Raw genomic sequence first — 18,088 nt, 5'->3', positions numbered from 1 at the left:
CGGCCGTCAGCAGCACTTCGATCACCGCCTCGATCATCGCCATCGACACGATCAGCACCGCCCGTACCGCCGCCGACCGCACCGGATCAGGCAGCCGGGGGGTGCCGGCCGCCTCTTCCTCCCACACCGATTGGCTCTCCAACTCCATACCTGGTGCCTGCCCCGAAAATTCCGAGAGCATTCAAGAGGTACGTTTCCGGCCAGACCGCCGCAACCCGGTGGAGTCACTTTCTAGTTCACCCGAATGCAGTAGTAGGCTCACGCCGTTTAAACGCGACAGACAACCCCGGGAGCGGGGAAGACGTTGGGGAGGCCATGCGCTTTCGCGGTACGACGATCCGCCGGAAGATCGTGGCGCTGCTGCTGATCCCATTGGTGTCACTGACCGCCATCTGGGCCTTCGCCGCGACCCTCACCGGTCGCGCCGTGTTCGGGCGGCCGGACATCCAGTTGGTCGCCACCAATGTTGCCTACCCGGCGGAGTCGGTCATCAGCGGCCTCCAGCAGGAGCGCAAGGTCGCGCTGATCTACGTCGCCAACCCCCGTGACTCCCAGGCCCGGATCGCTTTCAACAAGCAGGAACAAGCCACCGACGCCTCGGTCGCCGCCCTGCGCACCAGGATCGCCCGCCCGCGCGTGCGCGGCGAACTCGACAGCACCTCGCGGGCCAATCTGAACACCCTGCTGAACACGGTCGAAGGGGTCACCTCGCTGCGCCAGCGGGTGGACAACCAGCACATCACCCGCAATGACACCTACGAGTCGTACAACGCGCTGCTCGACCCGGCCTACGACCTGTTCGACACGCTCAACCCGCTGACCGACAGCGCACGGGACGCCGAGCGCCGCGCGGGCATCGGCCTGATGCGCGCCCGTGAGGAAGTCAGCCGGCAGGACGCCCTGATGACCGTCGCGATCAGCAGCGGGCACATCAGCGCGACCGAACTCACCTCCTTCGCCGCCGCGGTCGCCATCGAGCGCAACTACTACAACGACAACCTGCAGGCCCTCGACGACGACCAGCGCGCCCCCTACGTCGCGTACTGGCAGAGCGCCAACGGCCAGGCGCTGCGCAAGGCCCAGGACGAGGTGATCGCCGCCGCCCCTGCGGACGCCCCGGTGATCGCCGCCCACCTCCAGTGGCCGTCGCTCGCCGAAAACGTCTTCGACGACCTCGGCAAGCTGAACAACGCCTCCACCTCGGACTTCACCAAGCAGGCCGGACCGCTGTCCACCACCGTGGTCATCGAGGCGGCGATCGCCGGCGGACTCGGTCTGATCGCGGTGATCGCCTCGATCATCGTCTCGGTCCGGATCGGCCGCAGCCTGATCCGCGACCTGACCGGGCTGCGCCGCGAGGCCCAGGAGGTGTCCGGCACCCGGCTGCCGCGCGTCATGCGCCGGCTGGCGGCAGGCGAGCAGGTCGACGTCGAGACCGAGGTCCCCCGACTCCAGTACGCCGACGACGAGATCGGCCAGGTCGGCAAGGCGCTCAACACCCTGCAGCGGACCGCGGTCGAAGCCGCCGTCCGCCAGTCCGACATGCGCAAGGGCGTCTCCGACGTCTTCGTCAATCTCGCCCGCCGCAGCCAGGTCCTGCTGCACCGGCAACTCACCTTGCTGGACGCCATGGAGCGCCGCACCGAGAACGCCGAGGAACTCGCCGACCTCTTCCGGCTGGACCACATGACCACCCGTATGCGGCGGCACGCCGAGGGCCTGGTCATCCTGTCCGGCGCCGCGCCCTCCCGGCAGTGGCGCCGGCCGGTCCAGCTGATGGACGTGGTCCGCGCCGCGGTCGCCGAGGTGGAGGACTACGAGCGGATCGAGGTACGCCGGCTGCCCCGGCTGGCCGTCAGCGGCGCCGCGGTCGCCGACCTCACCCACCTGCTGGCCGAACTCATCGAGAACGCCGCGGTGTTCTCGCCGCCGCACACCCAGGTCCGCCTGCACGGCGAGCCGGTCGCCAACGGCTTCGTGCTGGAGATCGACGACCGCGGCCTGGGCCTGACCCCGGACGCGCTGCTCGAAGCGAACCTGCGGCTCGCCGAGACACCCGAGTTCGAACTGTCCGACACCGACCGGCTCGGCCTGTTCGTGGTCAGCCGGCTCGCCCAGCGGCACGGTGTGCGGGTCTCACTGCGGCAGTCGCCCTACGGCGGCACCACCGCCGTGGTGCTGGTCCCGGCCGCCCTGCTCACCGAGACCGGCGACGACACCGGCTCGGTACGCATCAGCGACGTGACCGAGCCGAAATCCCAGCAGCCGTCCGGCGACACCGAACACACCTTCCGCCAGTGGGGTCTGGACGGGGCCGGCGACGAGAACCACAAGGAGCACGCCGCGCACCCGGACGAGCCCGCCGTACTGCCCGACAGCGAGCCGGAGTTCGACGATCCGGTGCCGCTCCCGCGCCGCCGCCGCGGCTCCCCGGTGCTGATCTCGGACCACGGCCGACCGGTCGGCGACGCCGCGTCGCCGCCGGAGCCCGCGGCCGGCGCCGCCCCCGAGCCGCTGCCGCCGGTCCAGCCGGTTCCCTCCACCGGGGCCGCGACGCCGCCGGCCGACCGCAAACCCGCCGCGACCAAACCGGCCGGCGGCAAACCGGCGGCCGGCGCATCCGGCGCCAAACCGGCGGGCGGCGGCACCGTACTGCCGCGCCGGGTCCGGGCAGGCCAACCTGGCGCCGCAACTCCAGCAGGAGACCGCCCCCGGCCGGCCGGCCGAGGAAGGCAGGGAGCGCTCCGCGGACGAGGTGCGCGACCGGATGGCGGCCCTCCAGCGCGGCTGGCAGCGCGGCCGGGAAGTGGCCGACGCCGAGTCCGACGACACATCGCCATCGGTACCGAGAACGACACCTGAGGGGAACGGTCGATGACCACACCATCGAGCCCGACACGCGAGCTGAGCTGGCTCCTCGATGATCTGGTCGCCCGGGTGGCCAGCATCCGCAAGGCCCTGGTCCTGTCCGGGGACGGCCTGGCCATCGGCGCGTCGGAGGGGCTCACCCGGGAGGACTCCGAGCACTTGGCGGCCGTCGCCTCGGGCTTCCACAGCCTCGCCAAGGGCGTCGGCCGGCACTTCGGCGCCGGAGGCGTCCGGCAGACCATGGTGGAGCTGGACGAGGCCTTCCTGTTCGTGACCGCGGCGGGCGACGGCAGTTGTCTGGCCGTGCTCACCGACGCCGACTCCGACGTCGGTCAGGTCGCCTACGAAATGGCTCTGCTGGTCAAGCGGGTGGGCGCCCACCTGGGCTCCGAACCGCGGCACGACGGCGACACTGCGCTCAGTGGCTGACCGATGAGCTGACGGACGGGGGTGACGGGTGCCATGACTTCTGAATCGGACCGCTGGTACGACGACGCGGCTGGGCCGGTGGTACGGCCGTACGCCATGACGCGGGGACGTACCAGCCACGCGGCCGAGGCGAAGATCGACCTGATCGCCCTGGTGGTGAGCGGGAGCATGGTCGGCGACGACAAGGCCGTCAACGACCAGAGCCTGTCGCCGGAACACCTCGACATCGTGGAGCGCTGTCAGCTGCAGGCCACCTCGGTGGCCGAACTCGCCGCCGACCTCGATCTGCCGGTCGGGGTGGTCCGGGTGCTCGTCGGCGACCTGCTGGAGGGTGAGCACGTGCACATCCACAAGCCGGTCCCGCCGGCCGAACTGCCGGACGAGAGAATCCTGCGCGAGGTGATCAACGGGCTGCGCGCGCTGTAGCGCGCCCCGCCGCCGCGGCCCGCATCACCACGGCCTCCCCGCCGCCGTTCCCGTCACCGCCGGTATCACCGCCGATATCACTGTCGACGTCACTGTCACTGTCACGGTGGACGTATCCCCCAGGGAAGTAGAGAAGAGACCATGGCCCTCGCCCCCTCCGAAGCCCGCACCAAGCCCTCCGCTCCCGGGCCGGTGGCGCTCAAGCTGCTGGTGGCGGGTGGCTTCGGCGTCGGCAAGACCACCTTGGTGGGCTCGGTCAGCGAGATCCGGCCGCTGCGTACCGAGGAGTCGCTGAGCGAGCTGGGCCGCCCGGTGGACCACACCGACGGAGTGGAGTCCAAGCGCACCACGACGGTGGCGATGGACTTCGGCCGGATCACCCTGCGCGACAATCTGGTGCTGTACCTGTTCGGTACCCCGGGCCAGGACCGCTTCTGGTTCTTGTGGGACGAGTTGGCCCAGGGCGCGCTGGGCGCGGTGGTCCTGGCCGACACCCGCCGGCTGGAGGACTGCTTCGCCGCGGTCGACTACTTCGAGCGGCGCGGCATCCCCTTCACCGTCGCCGTCAACTGCTTCGACGGCGCCGAACTCCACGACCCGGACAGCGTCCGGGAGGCCCTCGACCTGGACAACGGGGTGCCGGTGGTGTTGTGCGACGCGCGCGAGCGCGAATCCGCCAAGAACGTCCTGATCAGCGTGGTCGAGCACGCCGCGGAGCTGGCAGCTCAGAACCGGGAGCCGGCCACCGACTGACCGGCCGCGCCCGGTGCGCCGGCCGCGCCGGGACCCCCGTGCTCCGCACGCCACTTGGCGGCGGTCTCGGCCAGTTCGCTGTCCCGGCCGGCCAGCATGGTGGTGATCATCCGTACATCGCCGCGCAGCGACCACGCCGGGTGACCGAAGGTCGCCGGGTTGTTCTTCTCGATCAGGAAGTGCGCCGGCCAGGCCGTGCCGTAGCCGATCAGCGGCAGCGCCGCGGCATACCGCCGGCGGCCCCGGGCCAGTCCGTATCCGGTGACGGCCAGCCCGGTGAGCGTCCCGGCCAGGTGCACCCAGCGGGTCGCCGCTTTGGAGTGCATCGCCACGTAGTAGGGCCAGAACTCCTCGAAGGAGTGGAAGGTCCGCTGTGTCATGTCCGCACCGTAGCGCTGCCACTGGACGTTGTCAGGGGTGCGTGCTACGTTCTTCTCGTTCTGAGAATGACTCAGGATAAGAGCAACTGAGCCCGGTGGATCCGGACCGAAGGAGGCCGCGGTGGACGGGGAGCACACGGAGCGTGAGTTCCTCGACGCGTACGACCCGCGCGCTTTCGACCCCATCGCCGTCACTGTCGACGTGGTGGCCCTGACGCTGCGCGCCGACCGGCTGCACGTCCTCGCGGTGCGGCGCGGCGGACCGCCGTACGCGGGGCAGTGGGCGCTGCCCGGCGGATTCGTGCGGGCCGGCCACGAGTCGCTGGACGAGGCCGCCGCCCGCGAACTCGCCGAGGAGACGGGCCTGGACGCACCGGCGCTCGGCCGGGTCCACCTGGAACAACTCGGCTCCTACGGCCGTCCCGACCGCGACCCGAGAATGCACGTCGTCTCCGTCGCCTACCTCGCCTTCGCCCCCGGCCTGCCCGAGGCGCGGGCGGGCAGCGACGCGGCCGGAGCCGAATGGCTCCCGGTGGAAGCGGTTTCTGCCGGGGGGCAACCGGACACGGTGCCTCGGCGTCCCTTCGAGCAGGGTCGGCGGCCCGGGGCCCACGGGGGTGGTGCCGGCCGCCGGCCCGCGCCGCCCGCGCCGGGCGCCGCCCCCCTGGCCTTCGACCACCCGGCCATCCTGGCCGACGGCCTGGAGCGCGCCCGGGCCAAGATCGAATACACCCCGCTGGCCACCGCCTTCCTCGCCGAGACCTTCACCATCGGTCAACTGCGGGCCGTCTACGAGACGGTGTGGGGCGCGCCGCTGCACGCCGGCAATTTCCACCGCAAGGTGCTCTCGGTCCCCGGTTTCGTGGAGTCCACCGGCGCGACCGACAGCCGTCCGGGCAGCCGCGGCGGCCCCCGGCCCCGGCTGTACCGGGCGGGCGACGCCACCTTGCTGCACCCGGCCCTGCTGCGCCCCGACCGGGAGGCGACCATACGATGACCGCCGCCCGCGAGCCGCTGCGCACCTTCGACGACGCGCTCGCCGCCCTGCCGGCCGGCTTCCCGGCCGACGCCGATGCCGCGGCCGGCCACTACCGCAGCCTGGCCCGACTGCTGCGTCCCGGCGCCGCGCCACCCGGGCGCGCCGGGGAGGCCGCCGCCGCCTTCGCCCGCCTCGGCCGCGCCTGGCAGTCCCGGTCGGCCGACCTGCCGGTCCTCGACTCCCCGAGCCGCGCGTACGTACTGGGCCCACTCGTCGCCACCGGCGACCTCGCCGCCCTGCGCGCCGCCCACTACCAGCAGGACGGCGACCACCGCGAAGCCGCGGTCAAGATCCCGGTCCGGCCGCGTGACAACGACCTGATGGCCCACGAGGCCGCGGTCCTCACCCGGCTCGACACGGTCGCCGAAGCCCGCCACCGCGCGTACGCGCCCCGCCTGATCGAAACCTTCCGCGACCGGGCCGCCGACGGCACCGAGCGCGTCATCAACGCCCTGGAGCCGCTCACCGGCTTCCACACCCTCGCCGAGGTCGCCGCCGCCCACCCGGACGGGCTCGACCCGCGGGACGCGGCCTGGATGTGGCGTCGCCTGCTGGCCTGCCTCGGCTGGGTCCACCGGGCCCGGCTGGTGCACGCCGCGGTCTTCCCCGAACACGTCCTCGTCCAGCCCCGGTCGCACGGCCTGGTGCTGGTCGACTGGTGCTACGCGACCGCGGCCGGCACCCATGTACCGGTCCTTGTCGACCGGCACCTCGACCGCTACCCGCCCGAGATCCTCGAACGGTCCCCGGTCTCGGCGGCCACCGACATCCATCTCGCCTCGCACACCGTCAGGGAACTGATGGGCGACCGGGCGCCCGCGCCGCTGCGGGCGTTCCTGCGCGGCTGCCTGCTGCCGAACCAGCGGTCCCGGCCCCGCGACGCCTGGCTGCTCCTGGCCGAACTCGACGAGGTCCTCGAACGGCTCTACGGGCCGCGCACCTTCCGCCCGTTCACGATGCCGCCCGCGCCCACCGCGACGGCGGCCCCGGCCCCGCCGGCCGCACCGACTGCCTGAACAACACGCCATCCTCCAGGGGGAACACACCATGGGAAGCGGAAACTGGTCCACCAACGTCTACGACGCCGCCGCGCGCTACCGCGCCGCGGCCGGTACCGACGCCTTCGCCTACAACCACCGGGTCACCGCCTCGACACCCCGCACCGCCTGGCGCGCCCACCAGAGCCTCGACCCCCACGGCCTGACCGTCCGGGAGAGCCGCGACAGCGCGGAGCACCCCACCTCGCTCGCCCTGGCCGTCCTGTTCGACGTCACCGGCTCGATGGGCGGTGTCCCCAGGGCGCTGCAGACCAAACTCCCCGACCTGTTCGGTCTGCTGCTGCGCAAGGGCTACACCGAACACCCGCAGATCCTGTTCGGCGCCGTCGGCGACGCCACCTGCGACCGCGTGCCGCTCCAACTCGGCCAGTTCGAGTCCGACAACCGGATGGACGACCAGCTCGGCACCATCCTGCTGGAGGGCGGAGGCGGCGGCCAGATGACCGAATCCTACGAACTGGCGCTCTACGCCATGGCCCGGCACACCTCCCTCGACTGCTACGACAAGCGCGGCCGGCGCGGCTACCTGTTCCTCATCGGCGACGAGATGCCCTACGGCAAGGTCAAGGCCCGCGAAGTGCGCGACGTCCTCGGCGAGAACATCCCGCAGGACATCCCGGTCCAGCAGATCCTGGCCGAACTGCGGCGCACCTTCCACGTCTTCTTCGTCCTCCCGGCCGGCACGTCCCACACGGGCAACCGCGAGGTCCTCACGGTGTGGCGCGCACTCCTGGGCCAGAACGTCATCGAACTCGACGACCTCGACGCCGTCTGCGAAACCATCGCCCTGACCGTCGGCCTCGGCGAAGAGGCCATCGACCTGGCGGCCGGCCTCGCCGACCTGGCCGACATCGGCTCCACCGCCGGCGACAGCGTCGCCCGGGCGCTGTCCTCCCGCGACCGCTGATGCACACCGTGGTCGTCGACCTCGGCTTCGGCGACGCCGGCAAAGGCGCGACGGTGAGCCGCCTGTGCGCCGCCGCCGACCGCGCGGTCACCGCCGTGGTCCGTTTCAACGGCGGCGCCCAGGCGGCCCACAACGTCGTCACCGCCGACGGCCGCCACCACACCTTCGCCCAGTTCGGCGCGGGCACCCTGCACGGTGTCCCCACCCTGCTGTCCCGCTTCATGTCGGTGGACCCGCTGGCGCTCAGCGCCGAAGCCGAACACCTGCGCGGCCTCGGCGTGCCCAACCCCTACGCCCTGCTGAGCGTCGACCGCCGGGCCCTGCTCACCACTCCGTACCACGCCGCCGCCAACCGGCTGCGCGAGCTGGGCCGCGGGGCCGACCGGCACGGCTCGTGCGGGATGGGCGTCGGCGAGAGCGCCGCCTACGCCCTCGCCCACCCCGACGACGCCCCCACCGCGGGGGACTGCGCCTCCCCGCTCCGGCTGCGGCGCCGGCTGCGGCTGCTCCGCGACCGGCTCACCGACCAACTCGGACCGCTGCCCGCGCCGCCGGTCGAAACCTGCGCCGAGGTGTTCGCCGCCTTCGCCCGGGCCGTCACCCTCACCGACGACTCCGCGCTGCGCCACCTCGCTCGCCAGGGGCCGTTGGTCTTCGAAGGCGCCCAGGGCGTGCTGCTCGACGAATGGCACGGCTTCCACCCCTACACCACCTGGTCGACCACCACCTTCGCCAACGCCGAGACGCTGCTCGCCGAAGCGGGCGCACCCGGCGAGGCCCGGCGGCTCGGCGTCGTCCGCACCTACACCACCCGGCACGGCCCGGGCCCGCTCGTCACCGAGGACCCGCGGCTCCAACCCCTGCTGCCCGAAGCCCACAACGGCCCCGGCCGCTGGCAAGGCGCCTTCCGCATCGGCCACTTCGACGCCGTGGCGCACCGCTACGCCGTCGATGTGTGCGGGGGAGTGGACGCCCTGGCCGTCACCCATCTCGACGCCCCGGGCCGCTGCCCCGGCCTGCGGATCTGCCGGGCGTACGACATCGACGGGCAGCGGGTCGAACGCCTCCCCACCGGTCCGCCCGGGAACCTCGTCCGCCAGGCGGCGCTCACCGGGCGGCTGCTCGCGGCCCGGCCCGCGCAATGGGACACCCCCGGCCGGGACGCCCGGCAGTGGAGCGGGACGATCTCCCGACTGCTCGGCGCCCCGGTGCTGCTGGAGTCCGCCGGCCCGGCCTGGCAGTTGCCCGGATCCGCCGCGGCCGCCGCCGGCCCGCGCCCGATCGGATAGGGTCCACCGCGTGCCGAAGGACTCCTACTGCTCCTCCTGCGGAGCCCCGTTTCCGGCCGGCGCCGGCTGGCCGCGGACCTGCGCCTCCTGCGGGACGGTCGGTTACCGCAATCCGCTGCCGGTCGCCGTGGCCCTGCTGCCCGTCCGTGACGCGGACGGACCCGCGCTGGTCGTCATCCGCCGCACCATCGAACCCCGGCTCGGCCGACTCGCCCTGCCCGGCGGCTTCATCGACTACGGCGAGAGCTGGGAACACGCCGTCGTCCGCGAACTGGCCGAAGAGACCGGCATCATCGCGCCGGCCGCCGACGTCACCCTCGCCGACTCCCTCACCGATGTGACGGGCGGCTACCTGCTGCTCTTCGGACTGCTCCCGGAGCGCGACGCCGCGGCGCTCCCGCCCTCCGCACCGACCGACGAGACCGACGGCCACCACCTGCTGCGCGCACCGGCCGAACTGGGCTTCGAGCTGCACAGCCTGGCGGTGCGCCGCTGGTTCGCCGGCGACTACGACGCCGCGCCGCGCACCCGGACCCGGTAACCGGGCTCGCCGCCGCCGTCCCGCTCGACCACCACCTCACCGTCCACCCAGCGCGACACGAACCGCTCCATCCGCGGCGCGTCCCACCCCTCCGGGTCCCCGGTGAACACCACCCCGCTGCCGGTCCGGCCCTGCCGCGGCGCCCACGCCTCCAGCTCCACCGCGCCGTCCGCCCCCGCCACCGGCAGCACCGACCCCGCCCGGGCCAGCACCGGTATGCGGTCCGGCGGCGCGTCCAGCACCACCTGCCCCCGCCCGCGATGGACCGCCCCGGTCACCGTGTCGTACCACCGGCCGCGCGGCAGCCGCACCGTCCTCGACACCGCCCCCGGCTCCAACACCGGCGCCACCAGCAGCGCGTCACCCAGCAAGAACGCGTCACCGCACTCCCGCAGCGCCCGGTCCCCCGGCGAACCCCACCACAACGGGCGCACGTAGGGGGCGCCGGTGCCGCGCGCGATATGGGACAGCGTCTCCAGATACGGCAGCAGCCGCATCCGCCCGGCCAGCGCCTCGCGGGCATGGGCGAGCACTTCGGGCCCGAACTCCCACGGCTCGCGCCGCCCGGCGCCGATCGCCGAATGGGTGCGGAAGAACGGCAGATACGCGCCCAGTTGGAACCAGCGCAGATACAGCTCCGGCGACGGCGTACCGGTGAAACCGCCCACATCGGGGCCCGAATACGGCACCCCGCACAGGCCGAGCCCCAACACCAGCGCCAACGACGCCCGCAGACCCTCCCAACCCGTCGCCACATCACCCGACCAGGTGCCGCCGTAGCGCTGCATCCCCACCCAGCCGGACCGGGAGAACAGGAACGGCCGCTGCTCCGGCCGCAGGCGGCGCAGCCCTTCGTACCCCGCCCGGGCCATCGCCAGCCCGTACACGTTGTGCGCCTCGCGGTGGTCGCCGCCGCGGCCCTCCAGCACATGGCGGGCCGACCGCGGCAGCGTCGCGTCACCGAACGCCGCGAAGGACACCGGCTCGTTCATGTCGTGCCACACGCCGGCGAATCCCTGCGCCAGCCGCTCGGCGTAGAGCCCGCCCCACCAGGACCGCGCGGCCGGATCGGTGAAGTCGGGGAAGACCGCCTCGCCCGGCCAGACCACCCCCCGCACCCGCCCGCCGCGCGCGTCCCGCACGAAAGCGTCCGCCGCGATCCCCCCGTCGTAGGCGGCCACGCCCGGCTCCGCCTTCACCGCCGGATCCACGATCGACACCAGCCGCACCCCCTGCCCGGCCAACTCCGCGGCCATGCCCGGCAGATCGGGAAAACGCCGCCGGTCGACGGTGAAGACCCGGTTGCCGTCCAGATGATCGATGTCCAGGTGCAGCACCGACAGGGGCAGTCCGTGCTCCCGGTAGCCGGCCGCGACCCGCCGGACCTCCTGCTCGCTGCCGAAGCCCCAGCGGGAGTGCTGATGGCCCAGCGCCCAGCGCGGCGGCAGCGCGGGCCGCCCGGTCAGCGCCGTCCAGCCGGCCAGGATCCGGGCGGGGGTGCCCGCGATCACCCAGTAGCGCAGCGGTCCGCCGTCCATCCGCACCTCGCAGCCGCCCGGTCGGTCGTGGCCGGATCCGGCCCCCTCCTCGCCGTCCCGCAACGTCACCTGGCCGTCCCAGGTGCTGTCGTGGAAGATCAGATGACAGCCGGCGTCCGCGACCACCAGCTGCACCGGCATGGTGATGTACAGCGGATCGTCGCCCGGACCGAAGGAGCCGCCCGGATCGGTGTTCCACAGCCGGTAGCCGCCGGCCGGCAGCCGCGGGCCAGCGGCGCGGCCGCCCAGCCCGTACACCCGGGCGTCGGCCGGGGTCTCCGAGCGCTGTACCCAGCGCCTCCCGGCGCTCTCGGTCCGGCCGACCGGATCCCACCAGCGCGGCGGCAACTCCCGGCGCAGCAGCAGGCCGCCGGGGGTGCGGATCTCCACGGTGCCCTGCCGGGAGACCAGCACGGTCATCCGCTCGGACACCACCCGCCAGCCGTCCTTGTCCGGCTCCAGCACCGCTCGGGTGTCGGCCGCCGGGCAGCCCCCGCCGCCCGCACCCCCGCCGGCCAGCGCGTACGACGGCTCCGGACCGGCGCCGTCCCAGCCGCAGAACACCGCGCCGCCCACCGCCACCCGTATCCGCAGGCTCGACCGGGTGAAGCGGACGGTGCCGCCGCCGGCTTGCGGATCCGCGTCGAGCGCCGCCCCCGGCACCCTGGCCCGCTCCGGGCCGTGCCGTACGAGGTCCCGGGTGTCGGTCCGCCGGCGGCGCCAGGCCGAGCGGGCGGCCAGCCGGCCACTGGCGGAACCCGCCATCCGAAACGATCGCAGCAGGTCCCGAGCATCCATGGCCCAACCTTTGCATCGAAACCGCCTCCGGCGCCGCCCGTTCAGCCAGCGTTCACCTCCAGGGGGCCACCAGGATCATCGACGCGCGTCACACGGCCGCCCCGGCTGCCAGGCGGGCGCCGCACGGCCCGCCGCGGACACGCAGGACCCGCTCTGGCGCACGGCACGATCACATGGCATCGTCCTGCCCAGCCCCCGCGGCAGGAGACCCCCGCCCGGGACCCAGCACCACGCAACGACGCGTACCGTCCGGGAGCCGCCTGATGAGCACCACGCCCGAGTCCGCCGCCGCCCCGGAACCCGCGGCCGAGCCGCGGCCGCTGTGGACGCCGGGCCCCGAGCGCGTCGCCCGCGCGCAGCTCACCCGCTTCCACGCATGGGCCGCCGACCGCCACGGCGCCCCCGCCGCCCGGCCCGAACGTCCCCGCGAGGCCTACGACGCGCTGCACTCCTGGTCGGTCCGCGAACCCGAGGCGTTCTGGCAGGCCGTCAGCCAGTGGTACGACGTCCGCTTCAGCGCCCCGTACACCGCCGTGCTCGCCGACCGCGCGATGCCGGGCGCCCGCTGGTTCACCGGCGCCCGGCTCAACTACGCGGAACACGCGCTGCGTCCGGCCCTGGACCCCGCGCGGGCCGACACCCCCGCCCTGCTGCACCTCGACGAGCGGCAGGATCCCGGCACCGTGACCTGGGCCGAACTGTCCCGCCAGGTCGCCTGCCTGGCCGCCGCCCTGCGCGACCTCGGCGTCACCCCCGGCGACCGGGTCAGCGGCTACCTGCCGAACATTCCGCAGGCCGTCGTGGCCCTGCTCGCCACCGCGGCCGTCGGCGGCGTATGGACCTCCTGCGCCCCCGACTTCGGCGCCCGCAGCGTGCTGGACCGCTTCCAGCAGGTCGAACCCGTGGTGCTGTTCACCGTGGACGGCTACCGCTACGGCGGCAGGACCCACGACCGCACCGACGTCGTCGCCGAACTGCGCGGCGGGCTGCCGTCGCTGCGGGCCACCGTGCACATCCCGCTGCTGGGCACCCCCGCTCCCGAAGGCGCCGCCGACTGGGCCGACCTGACCGCCGGCGACAGCGAACCGGCCTACGAGCAGGTCGAGTTCGACCACCCGCTGTGGGTCCTCTACTCCTCCGGCACCACCGGCCTGCCCAAGGCCATCGTCCAGTCGCAGGGCGGCATCCTGCTGGAACACCTCAAGCAGACCGGCCTCCACCTCGACCTCGGCCCCGGTGACCGCTTCTTCTGGTACACCTCCACCGGCTGGATGATGTGGAACTTCCTGGTCTCCGGACTGCTGGCCGGCGCCACCGTGGTGCTCTACGACGGCAGCCCCGGCCACCCCGACCTCGCCGCCCAGTGGCGGGTGGTGGAACAGACCGGCACCACCGTCTTCGGCACCTCCGCCGCCTACGTCGTCGCCTGCCGCAACGGCGACGTGCACCCCGGACGGGACTTCGACCTGTCGGCGGTCGACTGCGTCGCCACCACCGGCTCACCGCTGCCGCCCGACGGCTTCCGCTGGCTGCACGACGAGGTCGGGCACGACCTGTGGATCGCCTCGGTCAGCGGCGGCACCGACGTGTGCAGCTGCTTCGCCGGCGGCGTACCGACCCTGCCGGTCCACATCGGCGAACTCCAGGCCCCCTGCCTGGGCACCGACCTGCAGGCGTGGGACACCCTCGGCCGACCGGTCGTCGACCAGGTCGGCGAACTGGTCGTCACCAACCCGATGCCCTCCATGCCGATCCGGTTCTGGAACGACCCCGGCGACGTGCGCTACCGCGAAAGCTACTTCGAGATGTTCCCCGGCGTCTGGCGGCACGGCGACTGGATCACCCTCACCTCGCGCGGCACCGTCGTCATCCACGGCCGCTCGGACTCCACCCTCAACCGCCAGGGTGTCCGGATGGGCTCCTCGGACATCTACGAGGTGGTCGAACGCCTCCCGGAGATCGGCGAATCCCTCGTCATCGGCATCGAACAGCCCGACGGCGGCTACTGGATGCCGCTGTTCGTGCGGCTCACCGACGGCGCCGAGCTCGACGACCCGCTGCGGGACCGCATCCGCGCCGCCATCCGCACCCAGCTCTCGCCGCGCCACGTACCGGACGAGATCATCGCCGCCCCCGGCGTCCCGCACACCCTGACCGGCAAGCGCATCGAGATCCCGGTCAAGCGCCTGCTCCAGGGCGTCCCGCTCGACGAGGCCGTCAACCCCGGTTCGGTGGACGACCTCGCCGTCCTGCGCTTCTACGAGCGGCTCGCCGCGCAGCGGGCCGGCGACCACTCGTAGCAACCGCCTAGCGGGCCCGGCGGCCCGTTGTCAGTGGGTCCGGTTACGGTGAGTGAGCATTGGGGAGCGGCGGGGCAAGGTGCTCCGGTGCCCGGACCAGAGGGGGAATCAGCCATGTCACAGACCAGGAAGCAGGGCGCGAGGCGCGGGCGCGCGGGAAGCGGGCGTGCCGGGAGCGACAGCGGGGGGAGCGGGCGCGCGGAGAGCAGGCGTGCGGGGAAGGGGCGGCCGGGAAGCACTCGCGGCGGCCGCCGTGCACGGTCCTCCGGCCGTGACCGCTTCCGCTACCGGCGCGCTCTGCGCCGAGAAGCCCCGGTCGTCGTCGGACTGCTCCTCGACGACCAGGACTTCGCACTCCTGACCGCCCACTCCAGCTTCCCGTTCGAGGACTACGGCGAGTATCTGCACCACCTGAACGGCCTGCTGCGCAGCCTGCACGCCCAGGGCACGCACATCGCGGTCGGCCTGTTCGACCCCGACGACTACGACCGCTACTGCGACAGCACCCGCCGGCCGCCGGACTCCCCGGCCACCCGCGCCGGCTACGTCGCCGAGGTCACCGCGGCCGGCCCCGCCGTCCCCTACACCCGGCAGCCGATGCCGCTGCTGCGCTCCCAACTCGCCCGCGAAGCCGATCGGCGGGCCACGTGGGAACGTGCCACCGACGCCCTCATGGACGCCGGCCCCTGTCCGGAGTGCGGCCAGGATCTCGCGCACTGCGCGTTCGACCGCGCCTCGGACACGTTGCTGCGGATCGTCGAAGCGGTCGGACCGGGGGCGCACCACATCGTCTGCAGCCTTCCCGCGGCCGAGGGTCCACCGCTGCTGGCCGCCGTACAGATCGACGCGGATCCGGACGGCGAGATGCAGGTGACCGAAGCGGACGCGCTGGTGGTCTGCACGGTCATGGCGGCGGGGACGATCTCGGTACGGCCCGGCGGTCTCGTCGTCCGCACGACGGACCCGGACGGCACGGAAACGGTGCGGGGCTGGTCGCTGCGGGAGGGCGAGCCGTATCCGCTGAGCGAGGCCGAGGTGTTCAGCGCCTACTGCACCGACCCGGCGACCGGCGAGCCCGTGCCGCCGGAGCACGGGGTGGTCTACCGGGCCGGGATGCCTTTGCCACCGCCGTCACCCGCACCGTCGGCATCGCCGCCGCCGTCGCCGGGAGACCTGCCCGGGTGGGACGGAGGCATGCCGGGGCGGTGAGAGGCCGGACCTGGGGGAGGGTGGTCCGCAAGGGCGTATGCACCGGCCTGACGGCCCTCACCTACCGTGCGGATGTCCGGACCCCCACCCCTGCGGCCCCTCCCGGCCGGTACGGCCTACCGGTCGGGCTGCTCGCCGGCCAACACGCCCTGGGCGGCTCGGCGTGCCTCCTCCGCGCTGTCGGTCGCCCTGGCCGCCTCAGCCGCCCGCTCGCACTGGGCCAGCGTGTACTTCGCCAACTCCGCCCGTACGTAGGGGATCGCTGCCGATCCCATCGAAAGACTGGTGATCCCGAGACCGACCAGTACGCAGGCCAGCAGCGGATCGGCGGCCGCTTCGCCGCACACCCCGCAGCTCTTTCCCGCTGCTTTCGCGCCGTCCGCGGCGAAGGCCGCGAGGTCGAGCAACGCCGGCTGCCAAGGGTCCTGCCACCGGGACACCGCTCCGACCTGCCGGTCCGCGGCAAAGGTGTACTGGGCCAGATCATTGGTGCCCAACGACAGGAACTCGACCTCCCGCAGCACCGACCGGGCCCGCAGCGCCGCCGCCGGGATCTCCACCATGACCCCGACCTTCGCCGAAAGGCCCGCCTGGCGGCAAGCGTCCGCGAACGCCTTCGCGTCCTGGCGGTCCGCCACCATCGGCGCCATCACCTCCAACTGCGCCGGCAGTCCGACGGAGGCGGTCGCCAGCGCCGTGAGCTGGGTCCGCAGAACCTCCGGGTGATCGAGCAGCGTGCGCAGCCCGCGCACGCCGAGCGCCGGGTTCGGCTCGGCCGAAGGCGTGAGGAAGGCCAGCGGCTTGTCGGCGCCCGCGTCGAGAACCCGCACGACGACCCGCCCTGCCGGGAAGGCCTCCAGCACCTGGCGATAGGTCGCGACCTGCTTCTCCGCACTGGGCGCCCGGGTGGAATCATCGAGAAACAGGAATTCCGTCCGGAACAGACCCACGCCTTCCGCGCCCGCCTCCAGCGCCGCCGGCAGGTCGGCCGGACCACCGATGTTCGCCAGCAGCGGCACCCGGTGCCCGTCGGATGTCGCACCAGGTCCGGAGGTGGCGGCCAGCGACGCCTTCTGCGCCCGGGCCCCCTCGATCAGTTCGGCCCTCCTCGCCGCACTCGGTTCGACGACGACCTCACCCGAGCCGCCGTCCACCGCGATCACCGCGCCCTCGGCCAGGTCGGCCGCTCCCGGCAGCGCCACCACCGCCGGCACCCCCAGGGCGCGCGCCAGAATCGCGCTGTGGCTGGTCGGACCGCCTTCCTCGGTCACAAACCCCAGGACCAGGGCGGGATCGAGGAGCGCGGTGTCGGCGGGCGCCAGATCGCGCGCGACCAATACATAGGGACCGTCGCTGTCCGGCACCCCCGGCATCGGCACCCCCAGCAGGCGCGCCACGATCCGGTCGCGCACATCGTCCAGGTCCGCCACCCGCCCGGCCAGGTAGTCGCCGGCCTCGGCAAGCAGGGCCCGGTAGGAGGCGAAGGCGTCGTACACCGCCCGCTCGGCGTTGCTGCCCACCGCGATCCGGCGTTCCACGTCGGAGGTCAGCTCCGGGTCCTGCGCCATCAGCGCCTGGGCCTCGAGCACCGCCTGCGCCTCGCCGCCGGCCCGCTGCCCCCGCCCGGTCAGATCGGTCCCCACCGCTTCCATGGCCTGCGCGGCCCGCTCCTTCTCCCGTCCCGCGTCCTCCGGCCGGATCTGCTGCGCCGGCGGCGCGAGCACAGCGGTCCCCATCCGCCGTACCTCGCCGATCGCAACCCCGGGACTGACCCCTACGCCTCGCAGTGTTGTCTCCATCTCACTACTTCCAGTTGAAGAGGGTGTCCCCTGCGACGACATCACCGGTGTGCACCAGCTCGCTGAGCGCTGTCTCGGTCGCCTCCAGCGCGATCACCGGACACACCGGTGACTTGCCCGCCTCCTCGACCGATGCCGGATTCCACCGCACGACCGCCTGACCACGCGCCACACTGTCGCCCTTGCCGACCAGCAACTCGAAGCCTTCTCCATTGAGCTGGACCGTGTCGACACCCAGGTGCGTCAAGACACCGCGTCCCTCGTCGTCCACGACCACGAAGGCATGAGGGTGCAGCGACACGATGACGCCGTCCACCGGGGCTACCGCCTCGCTCGGACCCCGGACCGGATCGATGGCGGTTCCCGGCCCCACCATCGCGCCGGAGAAGACCGGGTCGGGAACTGCGTCGAGCCCGATGACTCGACCAGCGAGGGGCGACGAAACGCTCGTCATGGGAGGCCTCCAAAGCACGGGGCTCAAGGACGCCGTCACTGGATGTGATCGGACGGCGGGCTGCGGAAGCAGCCTAAATCATGCCAAGTCAGGATTCTGCGCTGACAGAACCGATCGACAACGGCGTTTCCTGACCCCTCACCCTCCCACCCCGGCACCCTGCGCGACGGCCGCCGGGCCCGTCACACGGATTTGCTCCGCGCCGGGGAGTCCAGTACGTTGGCCCAACCGCCTCGACGAGACCCGCGGAAACGTGTGTCTCCGGAGCATGGCTCGAATTGGGGCTGGTAATTCCGACCA

Annotated in this window: 15 protein-coding genes; 11 read left to right on the top strand and 4 right to left on the bottom strand. The window is 73.1% G+C overall.

Annotation, left to right across the window (positions count from 1 at the left end):
* The first annotated feature begins 315 nt into the window (after positions 1–315).
* From GA0115240_RS23635 to GA0115240_RS23620, 4 genes are all read left to right on the top strand, one after another.
* On the top strand, positions 316–2,862 hold the full coding sequence (locus GA0115240_RS23635) for a nitrate- and nitrite sensing domain-containing protein (RefSeq protein ID WP_346267975.1): 2,547 nt from the start codon (positions 316–318) through the stop codon (positions 2,860–2,862).
* Between the two features lie 12 nt (positions 2,863–2,874).
* On the top strand, positions 2,875–3,297 hold the full coding sequence (locus GA0115240_RS23630) for a roadblock/LC7 domain-containing protein (protein WP_093739406.1): 423 nt from the start codon (positions 2,875–2,877) through the stop codon (positions 3,295–3,297).
* Positions 3,298–3,330: 33 nt separating this feature from the next.
* Positions 3,331–3,723: a DUF742 domain-containing protein gene (locus GA0115240_RS23625; RefSeq protein ID WP_093739404.1), complete on the top strand. Its 393-nt coding sequence runs from the start codon at positions 3,331–3,333 to the stop codon at positions 3,721–3,723.
* A gap of 141 nt (positions 3,724–3,864) precedes the next feature.
* On the top strand, positions 3,865–4,476 hold the full coding sequence (locus GA0115240_RS23620) for a GTP-binding protein (RefSeq protein WP_093739402.1): 612 nt from the start codon (positions 3,865–3,867) through the stop codon (positions 4,474–4,476).
* Here the strand turns inward: GA0115240_RS23620 and GA0115240_RS23615 are convergent.
* Positions 4,449–4,856 carry a DUF962 domain-containing protein gene (locus GA0115240_RS23615; RefSeq protein WP_093739400.1) on the bottom strand — a complete coding sequence of 136 codons (408 nt, stop codon included), beginning with the start codon at positions 4,854–4,856 and terminating at the stop codon, positions 4,449–4,451. The two genes, GA0115240_RS23620 and GA0115240_RS23615, sit on opposite strands and share 28 nt — an antisense overlap.
* A 121-nt stretch (positions 4,857–4,977) precedes the next feature.
* Here GA0115240_RS23615 and GA0115240_RS23610 point away from each other — a divergent pair, with 121 nt between their 5' ends.
* Genes GA0115240_RS23610 through GA0115240_RS38525 form a run of 5 tightly spaced genes read left to right on the top strand, consistent with a single transcriptional unit; the run spans position 4,978 to position 9,690 of the window.
* Positions 4,978–5,853 carry an NUDIX hydrolase gene (locus tag GA0115240_RS23610; RefSeq protein ID WP_176725157.1) on the top strand — a complete coding sequence of 292 codons (876 nt, stop codon included), beginning with the start codon at positions 4,978–4,980 and terminating at the stop codon, positions 5,851–5,853.
* The gene (locus tag GA0115240_RS23605; RefSeq protein ID WP_093739398.1) at positions 5,850–6,911 is read left to right on the top strand and encodes a molecular chaperone DnaJ; all 1,062 of its coding nucleotides are present in this window, start codon (positions 5,850–5,852) and stop codon (positions 6,909–6,911) included. Before GA0115240_RS23610 ends, GA0115240_RS23605 begins: the two co-directional genes overlap by 4 nt.
* A 31-nt stretch (positions 6,912–6,942) precedes the next feature.
* Positions 6,943–7,860 carry a hypothetical protein gene (locus tag GA0115240_RS23600; protein ID WP_202451674.1) on the top strand — a complete coding sequence of 306 codons (918 nt, stop codon included), beginning with the start codon at positions 6,943–6,945 and terminating at the stop codon, positions 7,858–7,860.
* On the top strand, positions 7,860–9,149 hold the full coding sequence (locus GA0115240_RS38530; protein ID WP_237555146.1) for an adenylosuccinate synthetase: 1,290 nt from the start codon (positions 7,860–7,862) through the stop codon (positions 9,147–9,149). The genes GA0115240_RS23600 and GA0115240_RS38530 overlap by 1 nt, the downstream gene beginning before the upstream one ends.
* A 10-nt stretch (positions 9,150–9,159) precedes the next feature.
* Complete coding sequence (locus GA0115240_RS38525) at positions 9,160–9,690, top strand: NUDIX domain-containing protein (RefSeq protein WP_256069949.1); 531 nt, start codon at positions 9,160–9,162, stop codon at positions 9,688–9,690.
* On the opposite strand, the gene GA0115240_RS23590 is transcribed toward GA0115240_RS38525, so the two are convergent.
* On the bottom strand, positions 9,657–12,026 hold the full coding sequence (locus GA0115240_RS23590; protein ID WP_093739394.1) for a glycoside hydrolase family 31 protein: 2,370 nt from the start codon (positions 12,024–12,026) through the stop codon (positions 9,657–9,659). The two genes, GA0115240_RS38525 and GA0115240_RS23590, sit on opposite strands and share 34 nt — an antisense overlap.
* A gap of 263 nt (positions 12,027–12,289) precedes the next feature.
* On the opposite strand from GA0115240_RS23590, the gene GA0115240_RS23585 reads away from it, so the two are divergent.
* A complete protein-coding gene (locus GA0115240_RS23585) occupies positions 12,290–14,326 on the top strand; it encodes an acetoacetate--CoA ligase (RefSeq protein ID WP_093739392.1) in 2,037 nt (678 codons plus the stop codon).
* A gap of 114 nt (positions 14,327–14,440) precedes the next feature.
* Positions 14,441–15,535, top strand: a complete 1,095-nt coding sequence (locus GA0115240_RS23580) for a hypothetical protein (RefSeq protein WP_176725156.1) — start codon at positions 14,441–14,443, stop codon at positions 15,533–15,535.
* A gap of 116 nt (positions 15,536–15,651) precedes the next feature.
* Here the strand turns inward: GA0115240_RS23580 and ptsP are convergent, their stop codons facing one another.
* Positions 15,652–17,334: a phosphoenolpyruvate--protein phosphotransferase gene (ptsP, locus tag GA0115240_RS23575; protein ID WP_093739390.1), complete on the bottom strand. Its 1,683-nt coding sequence runs from the start codon at positions 17,332–17,334 to the stop codon at positions 15,652–15,654.
* 4 nt (positions 17,335–17,338) lie between these two features.
* Positions 17,339–17,788, bottom strand: a complete 450-nt coding sequence (locus tag GA0115240_RS23570; protein WP_093739388.1) for a PTS sugar transporter subunit IIA — start codon at positions 17,786–17,788, stop codon at positions 17,339–17,341.
* Between the last annotated feature and the right edge of the window lie 300 nt (positions 17,789–18,088).

Origin of the sequence: Streptomyces sp. DvalAA-14 (assembly GCF_900091855.1) — a bacterium.
Lineage (GTDB): Bacteria > Actinomycetota > Actinomycetes > Streptomycetales > Streptomycetaceae > Actinacidiphila.
This window is presented reverse-complemented; position numbering and strand designations above follow the sequence as displayed.

Excerpts from the sequence above, each read along its gene's own strand:
- GA0115240_RS38530 (WP_237555146.1), top strand. The coding sequence starts at position 7,860 with ATGCACACCGTGGTCGTCGACCTCGGCTTCGGCGACGCCGGCAAAGGC.
- GA0115240_RS23600 (WP_202451674.1), top strand. The coding sequence starts at position 6,943 with ATGGGAAGCGGAAACTGGTCCACCAACGTCTACGACGCCGCCGCGCGC.
- GA0115240_RS23590 (WP_093739394.1), bottom strand. The coding sequence starts at position 12,026 with ATGGATGCTCGGGACCTGCTGCGATCGTTTCGGATGGCGGGTTCCGCC.
- GA0115240_RS23570 (WP_093739388.1), bottom strand. The coding sequence starts at position 17,788 with ATGACGAGCGTTTCGTCGCCCCTCGCTGGTCGAGTCATCGGGCTCGAC.
- GA0115240_RS23620 (WP_093739402.1), top strand. The coding sequence starts at position 3,865 with ATGGCCCTCGCCCCCTCCGAAGCCCGCACCAAGCCCTCCGCTCCCGGG.
- GA0115240_RS23605 (WP_093739398.1), top strand. The coding sequence starts at position 5,850 with ATGACCGCCGCCCGCGAGCCGCTGCGCACCTTCGACGACGCGCTCGCC.
- GA0115240_RS23580 (WP_176725156.1), top strand. The coding sequence starts at position 14,441 with ATGTCACAGACCAGGAAGCAGGGCGCGAGGCGCGGGCGCGCGGGAAGC.
- GA0115240_RS23585 (WP_093739392.1), top strand. The coding sequence starts at position 12,290 with ATGAGCACCACGCCCGAGTCCGCCGCCGCCCCGGAACCCGCGGCCGAG.
- GA0115240_RS23625 (WP_093739404.1), top strand. The coding sequence starts at position 3,331 with ATGACTTCTGAATCGGACCGCTGGTACGACGACGCGGCTGGGCCGGTG.
- GA0115240_RS23615 (WP_093739400.1), bottom strand. The coding sequence starts at position 4,856 with ATGACACAGCGGACCTTCCACTCCTTCGAGGAGTTCTGGCCCTACTAC.
- GA0115240_RS23630 (WP_093739406.1), top strand. The coding sequence starts at position 2,875 with ATGACCACACCATCGAGCCCGACACGCGAGCTGAGCTGGCTCCTCGAT.
- GA0115240_RS23635 (WP_346267975.1), top strand. The coding sequence starts at position 316 with ATGCGCTTTCGCGGTACGACGATCCGCCGGAAGATCGTGGCGCTGCTG.
- ptsP (WP_093739390.1), bottom strand. The coding sequence starts at position 17,334 with ATGGAGACAACACTGCGAGGCGTAGGGGTCAGTCCCGGGGTTGCGATC.